Origin of the sequence: Variovorax humicola (genome assembly GCF_037889915.1) — a bacterium.
GTDB classification, from domain to species: Bacteria; Pseudomonadota; Gammaproteobacteria; order Burkholderiales; family Burkholderiaceae_C; genus Variovorax; species Variovorax humicola.
In genome coordinates this window covers 14690-34486 of sequence record NZ_JBBKZV010000046.1, presented here as the reverse complement: position 1 = coordinate 34486, position 19797 = coordinate 14690, and the positions used below count along the sequence as shown (strand labels likewise).

Genomic DNA, 19797 nt, shown 5'->3' with positions numbered 1-19797 from the left:
GGCACTGCTTGCTGCCGGGCTCTTGTGGCGCGTCGCCGCCCGCGAGAACGGCGCATACCTGCATGAGCTGGCTGCCTACTTCGTGCCGGAACGCGAGCTGATCCGCGACGACGAATGGGTCCGCCTTGGAAGGCCTGTGCTTCGGTTCCAGGTTCGAAGGGCGATGGGCCGAGCCTTCGGTGCACGGGCACGACGCCTGAAGACCCAGCTGCAACGGGAGCAACTCCGGCTGATCCGGAAAGCGGGTATCTACGGGCGCGGACCGCAAACCCTGCGCCACGAGATCGCGGTCAAGCGCATCCGCGCGGAGTTGGAGCCGCTTCTCAGGGCACAGACATGACGAGACCGGCTACGCCGCCCTGATTGCCCGCACCTCTGCAGCACGGGCATCGACCGGTATCGTGGGCAACTCCCCCGGTCGCTTGACCGGGGGTCGGCGCAGGTGATCCATGATGGCTTGCCACTCCTTGATTTCCCTCGGCGCGCCATTGCCTCCAGCCGTGGCCAAGCTGCGCGCGTCCACCTTTCCCGGCGGCGCCAGCATGTAGGGCGACTCCGTGTCGCTGGGCAATTCGAGTGCATCGACCCTCGACGCCAGAGGCTCACCCTGGCGGTTCTTGGCCGTCAGGTTTGCCGTTCGCCAAGCTCAGGCCCAGCGTCTCGATGCTCGGTTGTGAATCGAGCTCCAGCATAAGCAGCGGTTTCGGTTCCGACTCGAACGCTCCCTCACAAACCGCCAGACTGAGTTTGATCTGCATGGCCTACCTCCGAACAAGCAAGGAAGGCTGAATCTCAGCGGTCGCCGCTGCTGCATCTGATCATCAGGCAAATATCGGCTGCTCACCCCACCAAATCGAACGCTCTTGTTGGCACATGCGCCATCGGACCTTGATCCGACTGCGACTCGCACAGTGCGTGCTGCCACGCCGTCGTTTGGGAATGCGAATCAGCGACCTTCACATCACGGATGGAAGGCTCATTGCCGGCAAATGAAGCGTGCGCTGATCCACAGAAGCCACCTTGAGCCCTGGCATCCTTTGACGGCGCTCAAGGCGTACTTCGAAAGTTGCCTGCACAGTATCCCCTGCAGCCGGCAGTTGCAAAGCTTTCGATGCACGCCGATCGGTTGGAACGATAGGGTTGAACAGGGCGTTCGCGACGTTTTTCGGCGCCTCCAAAGCCGTGCTGACGCATACAAACATGAGGTCATCAAATGCAGGTCATGGTTCTGGGTTCGGGTTGCAGCAAGTGTCTCAGCACAATCGGCATCATCGAACGGGCCGCGCAGGCCGTAGGGGTCGAGGTTCAGATTGTCAAAGTCGAAAGCCCGCAAGAGATTAGCCGCTACGGTGTTCGTACGCCCGCAGTAGTGATCGACGGCAAGGTGGTGCACAGTGGTCGCATTCCCTCGCACGAGGCAGTGCAGGCGTGGCTGAAGCCCGGCCTCTTTGAGTTTCTGGAACACCCGACCAGATATTTGTTCTTCACCGGAAAGGGTGGTGTTGGCAAGACGTCCCTCTCGACCGCGGCCGCGCTGAGACTCGCCGATGCGGGAAAGCAGGTGCTGCTCGTCAGCACCGACGCCGCTTCGAACCTCGATGAGATGCTGGGAATCGAGCTCCGAAACACGCCGGTCGCCGTGCCGGGCGCACCAGGCCTGTCGGTGCTGAACATCGATCCCGACACCGCCGCTGAGTCGTATCGGCAGCGGGTTCTCGCGCGAATGAGCGTCGGTGCCAGCGCCGGAGAACTCGCGACCGTGCGCGAGCAGCTGTCCGGCGCCTGCACGACAGAGATCGCCTCCTTCGATGAGTTCTCCTCACTCCTGTCCGAGGGCGCCACAACTTTCGACCACATCGTCTTCGACACGGCACCGACGGGGCACACCTTGCGGCTGCTCAGCCTGCCCAAGGCTTGGGCTGGGTTTCTGAATGGCAATGATCGCGGCGCCTCGTGCCTGGGACCGCATTCGGGCCTGAAGATGCAGGAGGTCCGCTTCAAGGCTGCGCTCGACGCCTTGATCGATCCGGCGAAGACCACGGTGATCCTGGTCACTCGGCCGGACAAGGGGGCAATCGCTGAAGCGGCGCGCACCTCGGGCGAATTGCATGACCTGGGCTTGCACAATCAGCGGCTGGCGATCAACGGCATGTTCCACGCCAGCAAGCGCAACGACGCGGTGGCCTGCGCCATCGAGGACTTGGGGCAGCAGGCGCTGGACGCAATGCCAGCGTCGCTGCGCTCACTGCCGCAGGACCGCGTGGCGCTGAGGGCTTTCGATACAGTCGGCCTGCCCGCGTTGCGCGCACTGCTGACCACTGGTGCCGGTCCGATCACACCGGCCAAGATTTCAGTTCCAGAAACCAGCGACAAGCTTCTAGGCCTGGAAGCACTGGCCGATGAGTTGGCCGCCGCCGGGCACGGGCTGATCATGGTGATGGGCAAGGGAGGCGTCGGCAAGACGACGGTCGCCGCAGCGTTGGCCTTGGGCCTGGTTCAGCGCGGCAAGACCGTTCACCTCAGCACTACCGATCCGGCGGCCCACCTGGCGCGAACGCTGAGCGGCGACGTACCGGGCTTGAATTTGAGCCGAATCGACCCGAAGGTCGAGACGCAGCGCTACATCGAAAAGATCATGGCAGCCAAGTCACCCAAGCTCGACGCGGCCGAGCAGGCGTTGCTGCTGGAGGACCTGCAATCGCCCTGTACCGAAGAGGTGGCCGTTTTCCACGCCTTCTCACGCATCGTCAGCGAGGGCCGCAGCGCCTTCGTCGTGCTCGACACCGCACCCACCGGCCATTCCATGCTGCTGATGGACGCGACTGGTGCCTACCACCGGCAAATGACGCGTGAGTTCGAAGGGCACAGCACCGCCCACATCGTCACGCCCTTGATGCGGCTTCAGGACGCCGCGTATACCAAGATCATTCTGGTGACGCTGCCGGAAGTCACGCCGGTGTCGCAGGCTGCAGCGTTGCAGGAGGACCTTCGCCGTGCGGGCATCGAGCCCTATGCCTGGGTGCTCAACAAGAGCGTGCTAGCGGCCGGCACAAGTGACCCGTTGCTGGCAGCGCGACTGGCGGGTGAAGGCAAGCAGATGGAACGCATGGCACACGGCTTGGCGAAGCGCATCTTCACCCTGCCTTGGTTGACCTTGCCTCCGATCGGATTCGCCGAGTTGTCCAAACTTGTGGCCAAGCCTTTTCGCGCTGAAGCAGCCCACGCCTGAACTACCAACCATCGAGGCTCATCATGTACGGATTTACCACCACGCTCAGCGGCACCACGTTCGACCAAGCCCTGGCCAAAACCCTTGCCGGTTTGAAAGCTGAAGGCTTCGGCGTATTGAGCGACATCGACGTGCAGCGCGCGATGAAGGAGAAACTCGGCGTCGACATGCCTCACTACCGCATCCTCGGTGCGTGCAACCCGCCACTGGCGCACCAAGCCCTCCAGGCGGTGCCCGACATCGGCCTGCTGCTGCCCTGCAACGTGATCGTTCGCGAGGAAGCCCCGGACCGCGTCGTAGTAGGGTTCCTCGATCCGCAGATCCTGGTGAACCTGGTCGGCAAGCCCGCGGTCAAGGCGGTGGCCGATGCTGCAGAGGAGCGCCTACGCCGTGTCTGCGAGAGCCTCGGTGGATCCGCATCACAGGCCACCTGACGCCGATGCGGGCGTTGTTGGGGATGTCGAGCTCGCGGCGAACGCGGCTGACAGGCCACACTTTCCGGCGAGGCGACTCGCCGCACGGAGAGCACACTTCACGTGGCATGGCCTACTGCGTTTGCTCGTGACGGCTGGATCGTGGCCGGCATTCTGCTTCCGACATTACACCGGAGAGCTCTTTCAGCATGCACTCCTCGCGCGTCAATGTCCTGATTTCTTGCGTAGCGAGGCGAAGGCCGGCGATGTCACAAGCGCTCATGGCGGCCCGCTGGTGCTCGCTCGAAGGCGATTCGAGGTATCGTTGCCATGTGCGCTACCGCCTCACACGCGCAGAACAAAGGTCCCGCTCGCCATGAAATGCCGCTCATCAATTCAATGATCAAAAGGCTTGACACACGAGCACGAGTCCTCATGGAAGCTGACCTCAACAGCAATGCATCGGATCAGCGGCGCGGGATCGGCAGTAGCGCCTAGACACGCGCCGCAGTGTCATGAAAGATCGCACGCTGCTGCACGGGCTCGAGCGACGCAAGGACACGGCAGCACGCGCGGATTTGCGAGGACTCGGTCGAGCAGCTCGGTCCTGATCCTGCGAGCTGCGGCACGCATTCGATGGGACGAACCAAGGCAGCGCTAAGGCAATACTGATCAAGTGATCTGGTCCGGGGATTGCTGTGTCGGAGGCATAGTCATAGCGAGAGTGCCGAAGATGAAGCAGCAGACATTGGCGATGGCGGCGGACCAAGGTGCGGGATTCGAACGATTTCGCCGTCGCACCAAGCGCGAGGACTTCCTGGACGCGATGAACGTTCCGTGGGCAGAGTTGTGCGCGGTGATCGAGCCGCACTATCCCAAGGCCGGCAATGGACGCCCTCCAATGGACTGGAGCGCATGCTGCGCATCCACCTGCTGCAGCACTGGTTCAATCTGGCCGACAACGCGGTCGAGGAGGCGTTGTATGACATTGCCAGCCTGCGTCGCTTCGTGGGCATCGATGGCCAATATCTATCTCGCGAGGCAACCACTGTTGGCACAAGTGCGTGCACAGCGAACCAGGACCGGGCAATTGGCCCGTAGTCAGGGTCGGAACGGACCGATTTGTCTCTAATTGCGCACCACAATCGATCAAAGTCCGGCGTGGTTGTCGCACTTCATGTCACTGACAGACCCGCACCACTGGTCAACGAAAAGCATGGCAGCCTCGCCCTAATCTACCGGCGCACGAAGAACCTGCGTGCTGTGCGATTGCTGCCCCGCGACGCCATGCAAGCTACCGCGGTCGCGAAGCACGATCAGCGGAATCGCGATGAAACCACTGACAAGAAGTAGCAAGTCCTGTGGGACGTTCAGCAGCAACGCAGCGCTTCCGCCGATCAACGACCAGACGAACGGGATCACGACAATCCATCGCGACACCGGCCCCGTAGTCAGCAGCAGCAAGCCAAACGTAAAGACCGTCACGGGGCAAGGCGTGATGCCGAACATCGGCATCTCGGGATATCGATGACCGACCCGGCTTCCGACCAGCGGGTACAAGACGGCCGCATAAACGACGAGCGCCCAACCCAGCCAAGCTGTTGGCCCTGCAGCCGGTCCGAACTTGAGATGGTCTCGAAGTACCGCGCCATGGAGCAGGATCACTCCTTGCAGGACGAATAGCGCTCCGAAAACGAAGCCAGCCCTGTTGATCGAGGAAAAGTAGAACCAGTGGTACGCGATCCCCGTCCAAACCCACATGAGAGCAAGCCCGCCACCAATGATGCGGTCGCCGATTCGGGATCGACGAAAAAGCAGGATCACCATGCCCAGCCCGAGCATGTACGCGAGAACCTGCGCGGGCCACACGCCGGAGTTGTAGTTTGCGAAGACGGCTACGAACTGCTCTCTAGTGAATGGCAACATAACCCACCTTTGCGGCTGATTGCCACATGCTGATACGGCTGCCCAGTAAGGACATTGATTCGCATCAAAACTCTGCGCCGGGGCCGCCCGTTGGCCTCACGAGGCTTAAGTTGTCGCCGAAACCAAAGTGACCGCTTTTTTAGGTGGGGCGCGCCGGTAACCGGGGTTTTCCAATGCGCTTCACGCGCATCCAGCGGCCGATTTTTCGCTATTGCGACAGATCCTCTATCCGTGTGATGGCTATCGCGCCGTTGATGCGGTCTGCTGAGAACCGAACCTTGTCGCCTTCCTTCAGGCTCTCGAGCATCTTCGGGTCCGCCGCCTTGAACACCATCGTCATCCCGGGCATGTCGAGATTGGCGATGGGTCCATGGCGAAGCGTTACTTTGCCCGCCTCCTTGTCTACTTTGCGGACTTCCCCTTCAGTCATGGAAGCCGCCGACGTCGCGGCGTCGCCCTGGGGTGCTGCCGAGATGGTCTGCGCGGGGGCTCCAGCGGCAATGGACACCACGAAGAGCGCAGCAAGCAGATTGGACCTTGTCATAGGGGTTCTCCTGAAATTGAGGTGTAACGGGTAGGCGCGGACGTTCACTCGACCGTGACTTTGCCAACCATGCCCGCCTCGAAATGGCCGGGTTGCAGGCATGCGAACTGGAACTCGCCCGCCTTGGTGAACTGCCAGACGATTTCGCCATCCTTGCTCGGCTTGACGTGCGCCATGTTCGGTTCTGAGTGTTCCATCTCGGGGAACTTCTTCATCAGCGCGGCGTGCTCCTTGAGCTCCTGGGGCGTGCCGAGGACCATCTCGTGAAGAATCTGGCCGTCGTTGTGAATGCGGAACCGGACGGTCTCGCCTCGCTTCACCGTGATGTGGGCCGGCGTATAGCGCATTGCGTCGGTCATGCTGAGCCTGATGGTCCGTGTGACCTTCGTCGGGTCGCCTTCCTGGCCAAAGGCCGTGGCCCCCACCTTGGCAGGGTCAAAGGTCTTGTGCTTTGCAGCGTTGTCTTCGTCTCCGTGAGCGAGTGCCGCGGTAGACGCAATGAGCAGGGATGACGCAAGAACTTGAAGAATGAGTTTGATCCTCATGGGAGGTGCTTTCGGTTGAACCAGTTTGAAATCAATGGCCTTCGTGGCCAGTTGGCTTGCGGGCGTTGAACGTGCGTTCATCCGCCGTCGACGCTCGACCGCGTGCGGGTTCGCCGAGGTTGCCCGTGTATGCCTTCGCGAGCGTGCCGGGGGGGTGCTTGAACCAGCCGGGGTCGTTGTAGTCACCTGGCTTCTGGTTGTCGCGGACCTTGAGCACGCTGAACATGCCGCCCATGCCGATGGCGCCGAACGGGCCGGAGCCGGTCATCATCGGCAGCGTGTTGTCCGGCAGAGGCATTTCCATCTCCGCCATGTCGTGCATGCCGCGGTCGCCCATGTGCATGTAGTCGGGGATGAGCTTCGTAATCTTTTCGGCAACCCCTCGAGCGTCGACACCTACCATGGTGGGTACGGCGTGGCCCATCGCGTTCATCGTATGGTGCGACTTGTGGCAATGAAAGGCCCAGTCGCCGGCGGTCGCGTCGAACTCGAACGCCCTCATCTGCCCGACAGCCACGTCGGTTGTCACTTCCGGCCAGCGGGCGGACTGCGGCACCCAGCCGCCATCGGTGCCGGTGACCTCGAAGTGATGCCCGTGAAGGTGCATTGGATGGTTCGTCATCGTGAGGTTGCCGACGCGGATGCGCACGCGGTCTCCCGTCCTCGCAACCAGGGGATCGATGCCGGGGAACACGCGGCTGTTCCAGGTCCAGAGATTGAAGTCGAGCATCGTGTTGACCTTGGGCGTCGCCGAACCAGGTTCGATGTCGAAGGCGGAGAGCAGCAGCACGAAGTCGCGATCGACCTTGTACTGTTCGGGGTCCTTCGGGTGCACGATGAACAAGCCCATCATCCCCATCGCCATCTGCAGCATCTCGTCCGCGTGCGGGTGATACATGAACGTGCCCGACTTCGTCAGTAGGAACTCATAGACGAAGGTCGTTCCAGGCGCAATGGCCGGTTGTGTGAGACCGGTCACGCCGTCCATTCCCGATGGCAACAACATCCCGTGCCAATGAATGCTTGTGGGCTCCGGCAGCCGGTTGGTCACGAAGATGCGAACACGGTCTCCCTCGACGGCTTCAATCGTTGGGCCGACGCTCGTGCCGTTGTAGCCCCACAGGTTTGCCTTCATGCCGGGCGCCAGTTCACGCACCACGGGTTCGGCAACGAGGTGGAATTCCTTGACGCCGGCCTTCATGCGCCAGGGCAGGGTCCAGCCGTTCAGCGTGGCAACGGGGCTGTAGGGACGTCCGGTCTTGGGAACCAGTGGCGGCTGCGTCTTGGGCGATGCCTGGCTCGCCGCTTCCGGCAGCGAAGCAGCGCCGACGCGCGTCACGGCCGCTGTACCCAATGCCGTTGCGCCGGCAGTCCGGAGGAAGTTTCTTCGATTGTTCATAAGTTGTCGCTCAGTGCCCAGCATCGCCGGCCGAGGTCGCGCTGACGAAGGGGCTCGACATCGAGCCCGTCCCGGGCGAACCGGCGGTGAGTGCTGTTTGGAGGTTGGTTTGCGCAATCCAGTAGTCACGCAGCGCCTCGATGTACGCGGTGACGCTCATGACCTGGTCGCGTGAATCCGCAAGCAGGTCGAACACGCCGATGAGCATGCCGTTGTAGCGCAGCAGGTTCTCGTCGGAAATGCGCTTCTTCAATGGCACCACTTCGTCGCGGTAGTGCCTGGCGAGGTCGTACGCCGTCCGATATGCTGAGTGCGACTCGCGCACCTCCGACTGTGCGTTGACGGCGACCTCGGCGGTCCGCTGGACCGACTGCATGTAGGTCGCCTCGGCGCGTGCGATGCGCGCAGTGCCGAAATCGAACAAGGGCAATTCGACCTCGATGTCATAGCCGTTCTCGCGCGTCTCGCCGGTCTGGGTCTTGTTTGCGTAGCCTGCATGGATGACGTTGACCCATCGCGTCGCCTGGGTCAGTCCCAATGCCTTCGCTGTGGCCTCCGAGTTCCTCTTGGCGATCTGGACATCGAGGCGCCTGTCCATCGCCGTCTGCTCGGCATCCTTGGGCTCGAGCGCATCCTTGGGCAAGTCGGGCAGTCGCTCGGGAAGCTTCAGCGCGCGCGGGTCGCCCGACAGGCCGACCATGCGGACGAGTCTCTCGCGTTCCGCTGTCGCCCGGTGCTGGGCACGCGCCAGTTGCGAGGTGGCGTCAGCGTAGAACGCCTGCTGGCGCATCTGGGCGAGCTTGTTGAAGTTGCCCGCCTGCACCATCCGGCGCGCGAGTTCGTTGGAGACGTCGGCTGCGTCCTTGACCTGCATGTAGTAGACGACGAGGTCCTGAGCCGCGACGGCGCTGAAGAATGCCTTGCGCGTCTCTGCCGCGACTTTGACCACGTTGAATGCCGCCTGGTACTGGGCCCTTTCGAAGCGACGCTGCTCCACCTCCTTTGCGATGGGCATCGTCAGCAGGCCCAACACACTGAACATGATGGAGCGGTCGATTTCGGTGATGCCGCCACCGCTCAAGTGCCCGAAGGTGAATGTGGGATTGGCGAGGCGTCCCGCGCGCACCAAGTCCGATTCAGCGATGCCGAGTTCGGCGTAGTTCGCCTGCAGCCCCGGGTTGTTGAGTAGCGCGAGTTCGACGGCTCCGTCGGCACTGAGGGGCTGTGCCATCAGCTCGCCGGACCGCTTGCGGGCCGAATCGGCGTCCGCTGCTGTTCTCTGCCATGAGGCGTTCAGGCCCGTGCGTTCCTTCGTGAGCTCCACCACCTTGTCGAACCCACCATCCTGCGAGAACGATGCGCATCCAGCCAGGAACAGTGCCGCGGTGGCGACGGCGGTGAGGCGCATCATTTCTTGTCTCCGCCCATCGGGTGTCCGCCATGGCCTAAACCGATGGATGGTGGTGTTCGCGGAGCGCTCAAGCCCATCGCATGGCCGACCGGCGGTTTGCCGACTGCCGCGTTGATGGCCCTCCAGTCGCCAGGCCTCGCGTCCTGGTAGGGACGGTAGTCGGCGAACGCTGATTCGTAGCGCAGCTCCGGCGCGGGGGTTTTGGGGTCAGCCCGGCCGCTGGCGGGGACCTGGGCAGCGACCCATAGCGGGAGGCCGAGCGCCAACGCGCTTGCAAGAGTCTTGAGGTAGTTCTTCATGTTGAAAGCACCTGAACGACCGGCTCGGACAGGACCGGCCAGCCAATGCCCGCGCGATGGACGCACGAGCGCTATCGGGCCTCTCAGCGGAGGCCCCGCGGGGTCAGATGCTTCGTGGGGGGCGGTCCTGCCGCTCCGTGAGATAACTCGGTGAGGGAGCGAACAGGTCGGGGAAGGAGATCGCTGCGACGGCTTGCGGCAACGGAACTGTCGGCAAGCTGCTCAAGAGCGGTGTGAGGGAGCACAAGTCGCAGCATAGGTTGCACTTGTCGGGAGCGCTGCCTGAGTTGGCATGTTCCCCGGTCGTACCGTGTTCATGTGCCACATGGTCATGGTCAACCGCATCCGGCTGTGCCTGGCCGGAAGGATGGAGATGAATTGCCGCCTGGCCTGCCCCGCCTGCGGGCTCGCACGACATGGAGGCTGCAACCGCGCCCCGAACGGGGAGCAGCACCGCAAGAACAAGGAGAAGGACGACGCGAAGAAATTTCACGGATTAAAAATGAAGGGCGCAATGCACCTGAACAAGCGAGCACTGTATAGCTTGACACCATTGGAAGGTCAAGGCTCTGGTGCGCCTCCTTCATGGTCATTGGCCTGGTGGGGTTGACCTTCCCACGATGACAGGGTTGACACTGATTTTCATCAATCACTATTCCTGGAACCAAGCGATGATTACCTTCGAAGTAGACGACATGACCTGCGGTCACTGCGTGGGCACCATCAGCAAGGCGATAGCCAGCCTCGACAACGGCGCACAAATCCAGCTCGATCTGGCCACACACCGCGTTCAAATCGAGCCGATAGCCGCAACCGCACAACAACTCAGCAACGCCATCAGGAACGCGGGCTACAGCCCAGCCGTCATCGACGGCTCCTCGCCCATCCCCGTGGCGACGAAGCGAAGCGGTTGCTGCTGTGGATAGCCCAGGACCCGTCGGGTCTCATGGGTTTGTGGAAGTGAGCCGGGGTAGCGCATCTGCCTTGATTTGCATCAAGGGTGAAGGGGGCACTTGCGGGCATTGTGGAGCCATCGGGTGCTTGCCCTTAACACTCAAGAACGACCCATGAAGCTCATAAGTATTTTGGCTGCGGCCACAGCGGTCACGCTTGCCGGCTGTTCCTCATTTCCTGGCTCGACAGCCAAACAAGCCGAAGAACACCAGGCGCACCACCCGGCGGCCCAAACCGCACCGAAGGTCGACCCTGCCAAGTTCGACCAGCAGATGAAGACGATGCAGGAGATGCACCAGAAGATGATGGCCGCCAAGACGCCGGCGGAGCGTGCCGCGCTGATGAAGGACCACATGAAGGCCATGCAGGACGGCATGACCATGATGGGTCAGATGGGCGATGGCGAGCCGATGATGGGGCAAAAGGGTGTTGGCATGCCGATGCAGGGCGGTGACCTGTCCTCGATGCCCGGCGGCGCGTCCATGCGGAAGGACATGATTCAGCGCATGGAATTGATGGAAATGATGATGCAGATGATGGTGGACCGCGAGGCGGCAAGGCCTCCGGCGGCCAGGTAGCGACTGCTGTCGAGGAACGTTGAAATGGACATGCAAAACAATGAGCCGCGTTTCTGGCGCTCACCCAGTGGAATCGTCTTGCCTGTCGTCGCTCTCGTCGGCGGCTTCTTCCTGCTCTTAGAGCACAGGGCACATCTGCTTGGGTGGCTTCCATTCCTTCTCATCCTTGCTTGTCCGCTGATGCACGTCTTCATGCACCACGGGCACCATCACGGTGAAAAGCACTCCGGGCACAACCCGTCGGGAGGCGACCATGAACAGCGCAAACAATGACTACGGCTTGTGGAGCCTGGTGCTCCTGAACTCCGTCATCTTCATCGGGTTCGCATACAGCTTCTTCAAGCCGTCTACGCCGCGGGACTGGAGGAGTTTTGGCGCCTACTCCGCGTTCATCGTGGCCTTGTTCGCGGAGATGTATGGCTTCCCCCTCACGATATTTCTGTTGTCCGGCTGGCTCGGCGCCAAGTTTCCGGGTGTCAATCTGTTCGGGCACGACGCTGGGCACCTGTGGTGGCTGTTTACGGGGCAGCACGGAAATCCACACGCAGGGGTACTGCACATCCTGAGCTTTGTTGCCATCTTTGTCGGCTTCATCCTGTTGTCAAAGGCATGGCACGTCCTGTATCACGCGCAGCGGCGCCATGAGTTGGCCGCAACCGGCCCATATCGCAGCATTCGCCACCCGCAGTACGTCGCGTTCGTGCTCATCATGTTCGGCTTCCTGCTTCAGTGGCCGACGCTGCTGACCCTTGCGATGTTCCCGGTGCTCGTGCTCATGTACGTCCGGCTCGCCATTTCCGAGGAACACGATTCAGAGCGCGAGTTCGGGGAGGCTTGGTGTGCATACTCCGCCGAGACGCCTCGCTTCATTCCCGCCTGGGGCGGTGGTCGCCATCGGCATGCTTAGTCGCCCGGCTCTCGTCAAGAGCGCCGAGCTTTTGTCAGGGGTCGGTGCCATCGTCCTCGGAGCGGGAATAGGTCTGCTTGCGCCCTTGCTTATGCAGCGGCACGCCTTGCTACTGCTGGGTGGCGGTGTGTTCCTCCATGGCGCGGGGATGACGCTCAAGTATCGGCTTGAGGCAGGGGGTCGCGAGCCGAAATGGTGGGACCGTGCGCTGTTTTGGGCTTGCTGGACTGTTCTGTTGGCGACCCTGGGGTGGGTCGCTTTTCTGTTCGTTGCGCAGCCTTAGAACAAAGGCAAACGAAACCTATGCGGGCTTGACCTTCCAATCATGGGATGGGTGAAGACTGGGCCACCACCATTCAAGAAAGAAGATGCCAATGACGTCGGACACTTCGTCCAAGCTTGACGCGGCCAAGATGCATGAGCACATGGCGCATCAGGGTCCACATGACCATGGCGCGCACGCCGGCCACGCGCAATCTTTGCCGACGAGCGCGACTAAGGCGGGCTCAAAGGACATCGAGTACACCTGCCCCATGCACCCGCAGGTGCGGCAGATGGGGCCGGGGAACTGTCCCATCTGCGGCATGCCGCTCGAGCCAGTCCTGGCAATGGACCAGACCGGCGACAGCCCCGAGTTGCGCGATATGACCCGACGCTTCTGGGTCGGCCTCGCGCTGACCATTCCGGTCTTCGCGCTGGAGATGGGCGCGCACTTGATGGACATCCATCACCTGATCGGGCAGCAGACCTCCAACTGGATTCAGCTTCTGTTCGGGACGCCGGTCGTGCTATGGGCCGGGTTGCCGTTTTTTGTCCGTGCTTGGGCGTCGGTCATGAACCGCAGCCTCAACATGTTCAGCCTCATCGCGTTGGGCACCGGCGTGGCCTGGGCCTACAGCATCGTCGGGACCGTGATGTCGCAGGTCTTTCCGGCCGCGTTCAGGGGAGTTGACGGCGCGGTAGCCATCTACTTTGAAGCCGCCGCGGTCATCACCGTGCTGGTGCTTCTTGGCCAGGTGTTGGAACTGCGGGCCCGGGAAAAGACTTCGGGCGCGATACGGGCGCTGCTTGACCTGGCCCCGAAGGAGGCGGTGCGCGTGAAGGCCGACGGCACCGACGAGCGCGTTCCATTGGACACCGTGCAGGTGGGTGAGTTGTTGCGCGTGCGTCCCGGCGAAAAGGTGCCGGTTGACGGTCAGCTCACCGACGGCAAGGGCACTGTTGATGAATCGATGGTCACCGGAGAGCCTATGCCTGTGGCGAAGGCGCCAGGTTCGAAGGTGACCGCGGGGACTCTCAACCAGACCGGCGGCTTCGTGATGCGTGCCGAGAAGGTCGGCGCCGACACCTTGCTCTCGCAGATAGTCCACATGGTGGCCGCCGCCCAGCGCAGCCGCGCGCCGATTCAACGCATGGCAGACCAGGTAGCTGGGTGGTTTGTGCCGGTCGTCATGGGCGTGGCCGCGCTCGCTTTCTCCACCTGGTTTGTGTGGGGGCCCAGTCCGGCGTTCTCGTATGCGCTCATCGCAGCGGTCGCTGTTCTCATCATCGCGTGTCCCTGTGCACTGGGTCTGGCGACACCGATGTCCATCATGGTGGGCGTCGGGCGCGGTGCGCAGAGCGGCGTACTCATTCGGGATGCCGAAGCGCTTGAACGAATGGAAAAGGTCGACACGCTGGTGGTCGACAAGACGGGCACCCTGACTGAAGGACGCCCCAAGGTCGTGACCGTGCAGCCTGTCAAAGGTTTTGACGCAAGCAACGTTCTTCAGAAGTTGGCCAGCGTGGAGCGCGCCAGCGAACATCCCTTGGCGGCCGCCATCGTCGCGGACGCGCTGGAACGCAAGCTCCCGCTCTCGCCTGTGACGGACTTCGACTCGCCCGTCGGCAAAGGAGTGATCGGTGTCGTGGATGGCGCCCGCATCGTTTGCGGAAGCGGGAAGTTCCTGGCGGAGAACGGCATCGAGATCGCCACGCTCACCGCGGCTGCTGAGGCCGTCAGTGCCAAGGCCGCTACCGTCATATTCGTTGGCGTCGATGGACGCCTCGCCGGATTCGTCGGCATCGCCGACCCCATCAAATCAAGCACGGCCCAAGCCATCGCCGCATTGCGTAAGGCAAACATCCGTGTAGTCATGCTCACTGGCGACGGGAAGACAACGGCGCATGCGGTCGGTCGGGAGTTGGGCATCGACGAGGTCGTCGCCGAGGTGCTTCCGGAGGACAAGGCCGCTGTGGTGCAGCGCTTGAAGTCCGAAGGCCGCGTCGTTGCCATGGCCGGAGACGGCGTCAACGACGCGCCGGCACTCGCCGCGGCGGACGTCGGCATCGCCATGGGAACCGGAACCGATGTCGCGATGGAGAGTTCAGGCGTGACGCTGCTGCACGGCGACCTCATGGGCATCGTGAAGGCGCGCCAGTTGTCGCGGGCGACGATGGGCAACATCCGCCTGAACCTCTGGTTCGCCTTCGGCTACAACGTGCTCGGCATCCCCGTTGCGGCCGGCGTCCTCTATCCGTTCTTCGGCATCCTGCTGTCGCCGGTCGTGGCCGCGGCCGCCATGGCGTTGTCCTCGGTGAGCGTCATCGCCAACTCCCTTCGGTTGCGGACTGTCAAACTGGACGACTGATGACCCGAAGGAAATATGACGCTGCGCTGATGAGCAGTAGTCTGGTTGAGCAAGAGCCCGGGCGCCACGACCAAAAAAAGACAGCAGTGGTGCTCAGCGGACGGACTCGATGTACGTCACCGTCGCTTCGCCGTTCTTTATTTCAGCGTTGAACCGCACCTTGTCGCCAGGCTTCAGACGGTCCAGCATCCGCTTGTCAGCCACAGCGAAGCCCATCGTCATCGCCTCCATGCCGAGGTTGGGTAGGTCGCCGTGATTGATGACGACCTCGCCGTGTTCTCTGTCAATCCTTTCCACTTCGCCCACCGTGAGGGCCATCGCGGGACGAATGCCGGCGCTCCAAGCTTTACCAGAGGCAGAATTCGGGCCTCTGGCCGTCTGCGCCTGCGCCGCGGCGCACGCCAAGAGCCAGAGCACGACGATGATGGCAATTCGTTTAATCATGACCTCAATGATGCCTGCTGAGCGGGGTGGCTCCCGAAAACCGTTTCGCGGTTTTTGATGAACCTTGTACGGGTCTTTGAGGTCTCCGCATTTCACGCCCGGCGACCCGACGGGCATCCCGGCACGGCGAGCCGGACAGCCTGCAGCCTGGCGGCTTGCAGGCGCTTGTCTTCAGCCGCGCGCCCTCTCACGGCATGCGCCCCCGCCCAGGTTCTGCCGAAGCCTGAGCTCATTGCGCTCGAACTGCGACCAATCGATATAACCCGTGTGGGCATTGCGGATCAGCACCTTCCAATCCTGCTGCCCCACGTCTCGCCGAGGCCGGCGGATACGACGAGCCTGCGTATGGGCCAGGCGTGGCGGGCACTTGGCGGTCCACCGCAGGCCGGGCACACTCCGAACGTTGGCGGCGGCACGAAACGCCCGCTGGTACGGAGTGGCAGGTGCGCTGGTTCGACCGGTGGACCCTGAGCTGGGGGTCATCCACGTCAACGCCTTCGAAGCCGAAGCCTATTGCGCGCGGGCGGGCCGGCGACTGCCGCGCGCGACGTAGTGGGAACACGCCGCAGCGGTGTTCGACATGGCGTTCCACTGGGGCCGGCGTCTGGGAGTGGACCAGCGACGCATTCCAACCGTAGCCGGGCTTCAAGGCCGGCCCGTACAAGGACTACTCGCAGCCCTGGTTCGCAGACCACCGCGAGTTGCGTGGAGGAGCTTTTGCGACTCACCCGCGAACGCGCGACCTGCGCTACCGAAACTTCTTCATGCCGCAACGGGCGGACATCTTTGCGGCGTTCCGGACTGTGTCTTCAAGCGTCCCATAGCAGCAGCGGCCAGCGCCTCACACCCAGCGCCGCACTGCCCGCCGGTAGGCATCGTACTCAGTCCCAAACAGCGAGGACAGCGCGCGCTCTTCGCTGACGATTTGGAACCGATGGATGTAGAGGACGAAGAACGGCAACACGGCAAGCGCGAGGGGGGCCCACAGGAAGACCGCCCAAGCCGACAGGTCAAGCAGTAGGCCGAGGTACATCGGGTTGCGCGTCAAGCGGTATACGCCACCGGTGACGAGGGCGGAGGCCGTGTCGGGCGTGAACGGGTTCATTGTGGTTCTCGCCCGGTGGAAGGCCCGCATGCCGGCCACACTGAAGCCAACCCCGACCGCGGCAATAGCGATGGCAAGAGTGGCGCGCCAGGCAAACGGGGCCTCCTGCACCACCGGAGGCAGCAGTGATGCAAACCACATCAACAGGGCTGCGGCCAGCGCGACAAACGGAGGGGGAATCCGATTCTCCAGTGCATGCATGAACGGCCTCCTTCGAAGCAGCTGGAACTATCTTGCTCCAGCTGTACCGCGCCAGCAATGCCGACCGACCGCGGCGCCTAAACATTCTAATAACCAATAGAATATTGGCATGAGAGAAGTCAAAGACCAGCTCTACGAGCAAGTTGCGCGCATCGGCAAGGCCCTCGCCAGCCCGAAGCGTCTCGAGCTCATAGAGCTCCTGTGCCAAGGCGAGAAGACCGTCGAGGTGCTCGCAACTCAAGCTGAAATCAGCGTCAAGCTCGCCAGCGCCCACCTGAGGGAGTTGCGGCTGGCACGGCTTTTGGAGACCCGCAAGGAGGGAAAGTACGTCTTCTATCGCTTGGCCAGCACGAGCGTGGCCGACCTTTGGGTGAACCTCCGCTCCGAGGCCGAGGAACGCCTGGTCGAGTTGCAGGTCGCGCTGACATCCATCGTCAAACACGGCGACGAACTGGAAGGAGTTAACCGTGCCGACATCCTCAGGAAAGCCAAGTCGGGCGAGGTCCTGGTTCTCGACGTCCGACCCGAAGTGGAGTTCGCCACGGCGCACCTGCCGCATGCGCGGTCGATGCCCCTCGCTGAACTCAAGAAGCGACTGGCCGAACTCCCCAAGGACCTACCGCTTGTCGCTTACTGCCGCGGCCCGTTCTGCCTCATGGCAAAGGACGCCGTCGAACTGCTGCGCAAGAAAGGCTATCGCGCCTTCCACCTGACCGACGGCGTCGCCGAGTGGCGTGCATGCGGTCTGCCACTCGAGAAATCGACCTGAGGCATCGGCATGAAGACGCTGCTCATCCTGAACGACGCACCCTACGGCAGTGAACGCACCTACAACGGCGCCAGGTTGGCCGGGGCGGTCGCCAAGCAGGCTGACAACCATGTTCGCGTGTTCCTCATTGCGGCCTCTGCTGCACACCGCCTTCAGAAGGAGCCAAACGGCTTCTACAACCTCGAGGTCATGCTGGGGTCCATCGTGAACCGCGGGGGAGACGTCGGCGTCTGTGGCACCTGCATGGATGCACGCGGAATCGCCGTCGAGGACCTCATCCCCGGCTCGCACCGGAGCAGCCTCGACGAACTCACCCAATGGAGCGCCTAGGCCGACAAGGTACTGGTGTTCCAAGACAGGAGGCAGCCATGTTTTTCAGGCAAAGAGCTACAGAGAACGCGACGCTTTCTTACTTCTTCGGCTGCGCCGGCTTAGGCAAGGCAGTGGCCGTGGACGTGGTCGCCGGCGACGAAGACTGGTTCGTCGCCGAGGCAGAGCGAGCGGGCGTCCGGATTGCCCACGTCATCGACACCCATGTGCATGCCGACCACTACTCCGGTGGCCTCGAGCTGGCCCGTCGCGTCGGCGCGCCATATTGCCTGCACGAGAGCAACGAGGGGCGCGTCCGATTTGAGTTCGCGCCTCTGGCGGATGGCCAGCGCCTAGAGGCTGGCAACGTGCTGGTGGATGTATTGCATACCCCGGGTCACACGCCGGACAGCGTCTGTCTGCTCGTTCGCGACATGCGCCGGGGTGATGAGCCCTGGTTCGTCATTACTGGCGATACCTTGTTCGTCGGCGCCGTGGGGCGTCCGGACCTGGCCGGTCGGGAGCGCGAAATGGCAGCGCAGCTGCACGACTCACTGCACGACAAGCTGCTCACACTGCCTGCCGACCTCGAAATCTATCCCGGCCACCAGGCTGGCAGTGCCTGCGGCGTCGGCCTGTCGGGCAAGCCCGCGTCGACCATCGGATTCGAGAAGCGCTTCAATTCGATGCTCTCGATGCCGCGCGAGGCGTTCATTTCTGCACTGACAGCAGAAATTCCTCCGCCGCCTGCCGACATGGCCCGCATCATGAACGCCAATCTGCGGGGCGCCATGCCCGAGCAGTCGCTCGCTTGGACATGACCAACCGTCCCATGGACTACGGCATCCGCACCAACCTCGCTCAGGTGCTCCAGCAACTGCTGCAGGTCCTGCTAGTGGGCATGACCATCGGAATGATGCGAACCGTGGTCCCGGCGCTGGCAGAGAGCGAGTTCGGCGTGCCGCGAGGGTCCTTCATGCTGCTAGTTGCGTTCGTCGTCGCCTTCGGTTTCGTCAAGGGTGCGATGAACTTCATCGCCGGTCGTCTGGCCGAGCGCATCGGCCGGCGGCAGGTCTTGCTTTTCGGCTGGCTCGTGGCCCTGCCAATTCCGCTGCTGGTCTACTTCGCCGCGTCGTGGAGCTGGATTGTCGCGGCGACTGTTCTGCTGGGCGTGAATCAGGGACTGACCTGGTCGATGACACAGACGGCCGCACTCGACATCACACGCGCCGACCAGCGCGGCCTGGTCATCGGGTTGAACGAGTTCTCTGGTTACGTCGGCGTCGCCATCGCTGGCGTCATGACAGGTTATGCGGCGTCGCTGCTCGGCCCGCGCGCCGGCCTGCTGTGGTTCGGTGCCGCAGTAATCGGCTTTGCCACCCTGCTGGCCTGGACGGCCGTGGTCGAGACCCTGCCCTGGGCCCATGCCGAGGTGAAGCGACATGCCGACGCGCCGACCGCGCAGGCCCTACGGCCGCGCTACCCTGCGGCCGTGAGCGAACGGCCCACAACGGCAGAGATGTTCGCCCTGATGAGCTGGCGAGACCGCCGGATGGCCGCGCTGTGCCAGGCGGGTCTGGTTGAGAAGTTTGTCGATGCCCTGGTCTGGGCATTCTGGCCGGTGTACCTGCACCAGCAAGGCGTGAGCCTGCCCGGCATCGGATGGATAGTCGGCATCTACGGCTTCGCCTGGGGCGGCGCGCAGTTCTTCACGGGAAAGCTCTCCGACCGCGTGGGCCGTCATCACCTCAATGCCGGAGGCATGTGGCTGTGCGGCGCCGGCGTCGCTCTCATGCCGTTGGGCCACGGGTCCGCCTGGTGGGCTGCCTCGGCCGCTATCAGTGGCCTTGGCATGGCCATGCTCTATCCCAATCTCAGCGCTGCGGTGGCCGACATCGCCCATCCGAGTTGGCGCGCGTCGGCCATCGGCATCTATCGGTTCTGGCGCGACCTGGGCTATGGCATCGGTGCACTTGGCTTGGGCGCTGCTGCCGCCCTTGGCGGTCGTCTCGAAAGCGCCTTCTGGTTCGTCGCCGTCGCCATGCTGCTGTCCGGCGCCGTGCTTTACCGTTGGGGCGAGGAAACTCATCCGAGGCTCAACCCGGCTCAGTGACTTCCCACGCTTAGACTCATA

At 62.8% G+C, this 19797-nt stretch carries 21 protein-coding genes and 3 pseudogenes; 14 read left to right on the top strand and 10 right to left on the bottom strand.

What is annotated here, in order from left to right:
• Positions 1-340, top strand: a pseudogene (locus tag WKW80_RS34100) (PrsW family intramembrane metalloprotease); the annotation flags it as partial.
• A 262-nt stretch (positions 341-602) separates the two neighbouring features.
• Here the strand turns inward: WKW80_RS34100 and WKW80_RS34095 are convergent.
• Positions 603-758, bottom strand: coding sequence for a hypothetical protein (locus WKW80_RS34095; RefSeq protein ID WP_340368003.1), 156 nt, complete (start codon positions 756-758; stop codon positions 603-605).
• A gap of 455 nt (positions 759-1213) precedes the next feature.
• On the opposite strand from WKW80_RS34095, the gene arsA reads away from it, so the two are divergent.
• The 3 genes and pseudogenes from arsA to WKW80_RS34080 all read left to right on the top strand — a co-directional run.
• Positions 1214-3229: an arsenical pump-driving ATPase gene (gene arsA, locus WKW80_RS34090; RefSeq protein ID WP_340368002.1), complete on the top strand. Its 2016-nt coding sequence runs from the start codon at positions 1214-1216 to the stop codon at positions 3227-3229.
• A 23-nt stretch (positions 3230-3252) separates the two neighbouring features.
• Positions 3253-3663, top strand: a complete 411-nt coding sequence (locus tag WKW80_RS34085) for a DUF302 domain-containing protein (RefSeq protein ID WP_340368001.1) — start codon at positions 3253-3255, stop codon at positions 3661-3663.
• Positions 3664-4375: 712 nt separating this feature from the next.
• A pseudogene (locus tag WKW80_RS34080) lies at positions 4376-4695 on the top strand (transposase); the annotation flags it as partial.
• 177 nt (positions 4696-4872) lie between these two features.
• Here WKW80_RS34080 and WKW80_RS34075 read toward each other — a convergent pair.
• From WKW80_RS34075 to WKW80_RS37610, 7 genes are all read right to left on the bottom strand, one after another.
• Positions 4873-5568 (bottom strand): DUF6064 family protein, encoded by a 696-nt coding sequence (locus tag WKW80_RS34075; RefSeq protein WP_340368000.1) that lies wholly within the window; start codon positions 5566-5568, stop codon positions 4873-4875.
• 208 nt (positions 5569-5776) lie between these two features.
• Positions 5777-6112, bottom strand: a complete 336-nt coding sequence (locus WKW80_RS34070; protein WP_340367999.1) for a copper-binding protein — start codon at positions 6110-6112, stop codon at positions 5777-5779.
• A gap of 44 nt (positions 6113-6156) precedes the next feature.
• On the bottom strand, positions 6157-6657 hold the full coding sequence (locus WKW80_RS34065; protein WP_340367998.1) for a cupredoxin domain-containing protein: 501 nt from the start codon (positions 6655-6657) through the stop codon (positions 6157-6159).
• A gap of 31 nt (positions 6658-6688) precedes the next feature.
• The gene (locus tag WKW80_RS34060) at positions 6689-8056 is read right to left on the bottom strand and encodes a multicopper oxidase family protein (RefSeq protein WP_340367997.1); all 1368 of its coding nucleotides are present in this window, start codon (positions 8054-8056) and stop codon (positions 6689-6691) included.
• Positions 8057-8066: 10 nt separating this feature from the next.
• Positions 8067-9467 (bottom strand): TolC family protein, encoded by a 1401-nt coding sequence (locus WKW80_RS34055; protein ID WP_340367996.1) that lies wholly within the window; start codon positions 9465-9467, stop codon positions 8067-8069.
• Entirely contained in the window at positions 9464-9766 is a 303-nt protein-coding gene (locus WKW80_RS34050; RefSeq protein WP_340367995.1) for a hypothetical protein, read from the bottom strand. The genes WKW80_RS34055 and WKW80_RS34050 overlap by 4 nt, the downstream gene beginning before the upstream one ends.
• Before the next feature lie 103 nt (positions 9767-9869).
• Positions 9870-10184, bottom strand: a complete 315-nt coding sequence (locus WKW80_RS37610) for a hypothetical protein (RefSeq protein WP_422823025.1) — start codon at positions 10182-10184, stop codon at positions 9870-9872.
• A gap of 202 nt (positions 10185-10386) precedes the next feature.
• Here WKW80_RS37610 and WKW80_RS34040 point away from each other — a divergent pair, with 202 nt between their 5' ends.
• The 5 genes from WKW80_RS34040 (at position 10387) to WKW80_RS34020 (ending at position 14835) form a co-directional block, all read left to right on the top strand.
• Entirely contained in the window at positions 10387-10692 is a 306-nt protein-coding gene (locus WKW80_RS34040; protein ID WP_340367993.1) for a heavy-metal-associated domain-containing protein, read from the top strand.
• Between the two features lie 111 nt (positions 10693-10803).
• Positions 10804-11298: a hypothetical protein gene (locus WKW80_RS34035; protein WP_340367992.1), complete on the top strand. Its 495-nt coding sequence runs from the start codon at positions 10804-10806 to the stop codon at positions 11296-11298.
• A 24-nt stretch (positions 11299-11322) separates the two neighbouring features.
• Positions 11323-11571 (top strand): DUF2933 domain-containing protein, encoded by a 249-nt coding sequence (locus WKW80_RS34030; RefSeq protein ID WP_340367991.1) that lies wholly within the window; start codon positions 11323-11325, stop codon positions 11569-11571.
• The gene (locus WKW80_RS34025) at positions 11552-12205 is read left to right on the top strand and encodes a methyltransferase family protein (protein ID WP_340367990.1); all 654 of its coding nucleotides are present in this window, start codon (positions 11552-11554) and stop codon (positions 12203-12205) included. The genes WKW80_RS34030 and WKW80_RS34025 overlap by 20 nt, the downstream gene beginning before the upstream one ends.
• A gap of 413 nt (positions 12206-12618) precedes the next feature.
• Positions 12619-14835: a copper-transporting P-type ATPase gene (locus WKW80_RS34020; RefSeq protein ID WP_422823024.1), complete on the top strand. Its 2217-nt coding sequence runs from the start codon at positions 12619-12621 to the stop codon at positions 14833-14835.
• A 93-nt stretch (positions 14836-14928) separates the two neighbouring features.
• Here WKW80_RS34020 and WKW80_RS34015 read toward each other — a convergent pair whose 3' ends face one another.
• Positions 14929-15279 (bottom strand): copper-binding protein, encoded by a 351-nt coding sequence (locus WKW80_RS34015; protein WP_340367989.1) that lies wholly within the window; start codon positions 15277-15279, stop codon positions 14929-14931.
• A gap of 671 nt (positions 15280-15950) precedes the next feature.
• On the opposite strand from WKW80_RS34015, the pseudogene WKW80_RS37605 reads away from it, so the two are divergent.
• Positions 15951-16103 (top strand): annotated as a pseudogene (locus WKW80_RS37605) (hypothetical protein); the annotation flags it as partial.
• A gap of 17 nt (positions 16104-16120) precedes the next feature.
• Here the strand turns inward: WKW80_RS37605 and WKW80_RS34010 are convergent.
• The gene (locus tag WKW80_RS34010; RefSeq protein WP_340367988.1) at positions 16121-16585 is read right to left on the bottom strand and encodes a methyltransferase family protein; all 465 of its coding nucleotides are present in this window, start codon (positions 16583-16585) and stop codon (positions 16121-16123) included.
• Between the two features lie 109 nt (positions 16586-16694).
• Here WKW80_RS34010 and WKW80_RS34005 point away from each other — a divergent pair, with 109 nt between their 5' ends.
• Genes WKW80_RS34005 through WKW80_RS33990 form a run of 4 tightly spaced genes read left to right on the top strand, consistent with a single transcriptional unit; the run spans position 16695 to position 19776 of the window.
• Positions 16695-17354: an ArsR/SmtB family transcription factor gene (locus tag WKW80_RS34005; RefSeq protein WP_340367987.1), complete on the top strand. Its 660-nt coding sequence runs from the start codon at positions 16695-16697 to the stop codon at positions 17352-17354.
• A gap of 9 nt (positions 17355-17363) precedes the next feature.
• Positions 17364-17684: a DsrE/DsrF/TusD sulfur relay family protein gene (locus tag WKW80_RS34000; RefSeq protein WP_340367986.1), complete on the top strand. Its 321-nt coding sequence runs from the start codon at positions 17364-17366 to the stop codon at positions 17682-17684.
• Positions 17685-17722: 38 nt separating this feature from the next.
• Positions 17723-18484, top strand: coding sequence for an MBL fold metallo-hydrolase (locus tag WKW80_RS33995; RefSeq protein WP_340367985.1), 762 nt, complete (start codon positions 17723-17725; stop codon positions 18482-18484).
• Positions 18481-19776, top strand: a complete 1296-nt coding sequence (locus WKW80_RS33990; RefSeq protein ID WP_340367984.1) for an MFS transporter — start codon at positions 18481-18483, stop codon at positions 19774-19776. Before WKW80_RS33995 ends, WKW80_RS33990 begins: the two co-directional genes overlap by 4 nt.
• Positions 19777-19797: the final 21 nt, after the last annotated feature.

What these genes read in the sequence shown, in the direction of transcription:
- WKW80_RS34095 (WP_340368003.1), bottom strand. Translation starts at nt 758, where the DNA reads ATGCAGATCAAACTCAGTCTGGCGGTTTGTGAGGGAGCGTTCGAGTCG.
- arsA (WP_340368002.1), top strand. Translation starts at nt 1,214, where the DNA reads ATGCAGGTCATGGTTCTGGGTTCGGGTTGCAGCAAGTGTCTCAGCACA.
- WKW80_RS34085 (WP_340368001.1), top strand. Translation starts at nt 3,253, where the DNA reads ATGTACGGATTTACCACCACGCTCAGCGGCACCACGTTCGACCAAGCC.
- WKW80_RS34075 (WP_340368000.1), bottom strand. Translation starts at nt 5,568, where the DNA reads ATGTTGCCATTCACTAGAGAGCAGTTCGTAGCCGTCTTCGCAAACTAC.
- WKW80_RS34070 (WP_340367999.1), bottom strand. Translation starts at nt 6,112, where the DNA reads ATGACAAGGTCCAATCTGCTTGCTGCGCTCTTCGTGGTGTCCATTGCC.
- WKW80_RS34065 (WP_340367998.1), bottom strand. Translation starts at nt 6,657, where the DNA reads ATGAGGATCAAACTCATTCTTCAAGTTCTTGCGTCATCCCTGCTCATT.
- WKW80_RS34060 (WP_340367997.1), bottom strand. Translation starts at nt 8,056, where the DNA reads ATGAACAATCGAAGAAACTTCCTCCGGACTGCCGGCGCAACGGCATTG.
- WKW80_RS34055 (WP_340367996.1), bottom strand. Translation starts at nt 9,467, where the DNA reads ATGATGCGCCTCACCGCCGTCGCCACCGCGGCACTGTTCCTGGCTGGA.
- WKW80_RS34050 (WP_340367995.1), bottom strand. Translation starts at nt 9,766, where the DNA reads ATGAAGAACTACCTCAAGACTCTTGCAAGCGCGTTGGCGCTCGGCCTC.
- WKW80_RS37610 (WP_422823025.1), bottom strand. Translation starts at nt 10,184, where the DNA reads ATGTCGTGCGAGCCCGCAGGCGGGGCAGGCCAGGCGGCAATTCATCTC.
- WKW80_RS34040 (WP_340367993.1), top strand. Translation starts at nt 10,387, where the DNA reads ATGACAGGGTTGACACTGATTTTCATCAATCACTATTCCTGGAACCAA.
- WKW80_RS34030 (WP_340367991.1), top strand. Translation starts at nt 11,323, where the DNA reads ATGGACATGCAAAACAATGAGCCGCGTTTCTGGCGCTCACCCAGTGGA.
- WKW80_RS34025 (WP_340367990.1), top strand. Translation starts at nt 11,552, where the DNA reads ATGAACAGCGCAAACAATGACTACGGCTTGTGGAGCCTGGTGCTCCTG.
- WKW80_RS34020 (WP_422823024.1), top strand. Translation starts at nt 12,619, where the DNA reads ATGCATGAGCACATGGCGCATCAGGGTCCACATGACCATGGCGCGCAC.
- WKW80_RS34015 (WP_340367989.1), bottom strand. Translation starts at nt 15,279, where the DNA reads ATGATTAAACGAATTGCCATCATCGTCGTGCTCTGGCTCTTGGCGTGC.
- WKW80_RS34010 (WP_340367988.1), bottom strand. Translation starts at nt 16,585, where the DNA reads ATGCATGCACTGGAGAATCGGATTCCCCCTCCGTTTGTCGCGCTGGCC.
- WKW80_RS34005 (WP_340367987.1), top strand. Translation starts at nt 16,695, where the DNA reads ATGAGAGAAGTCAAAGACCAGCTCTACGAGCAAGTTGCGCGCATCGGC.
- WKW80_RS34000 (WP_340367986.1), top strand. Translation starts at nt 17,364, where the DNA reads ATGAAGACGCTGCTCATCCTGAACGACGCACCCTACGGCAGTGAACGC.
- WKW80_RS33995 (WP_340367985.1), top strand. Translation starts at nt 17,723, where the DNA reads ATGTTTTTCAGGCAAAGAGCTACAGAGAACGCGACGCTTTCTTACTTC.
- WKW80_RS33990 (WP_340367984.1), top strand. Translation starts at nt 18,481, where the DNA reads ATGACCAACCGTCCCATGGACTACGGCATCCGCACCAACCTCGCTCAG.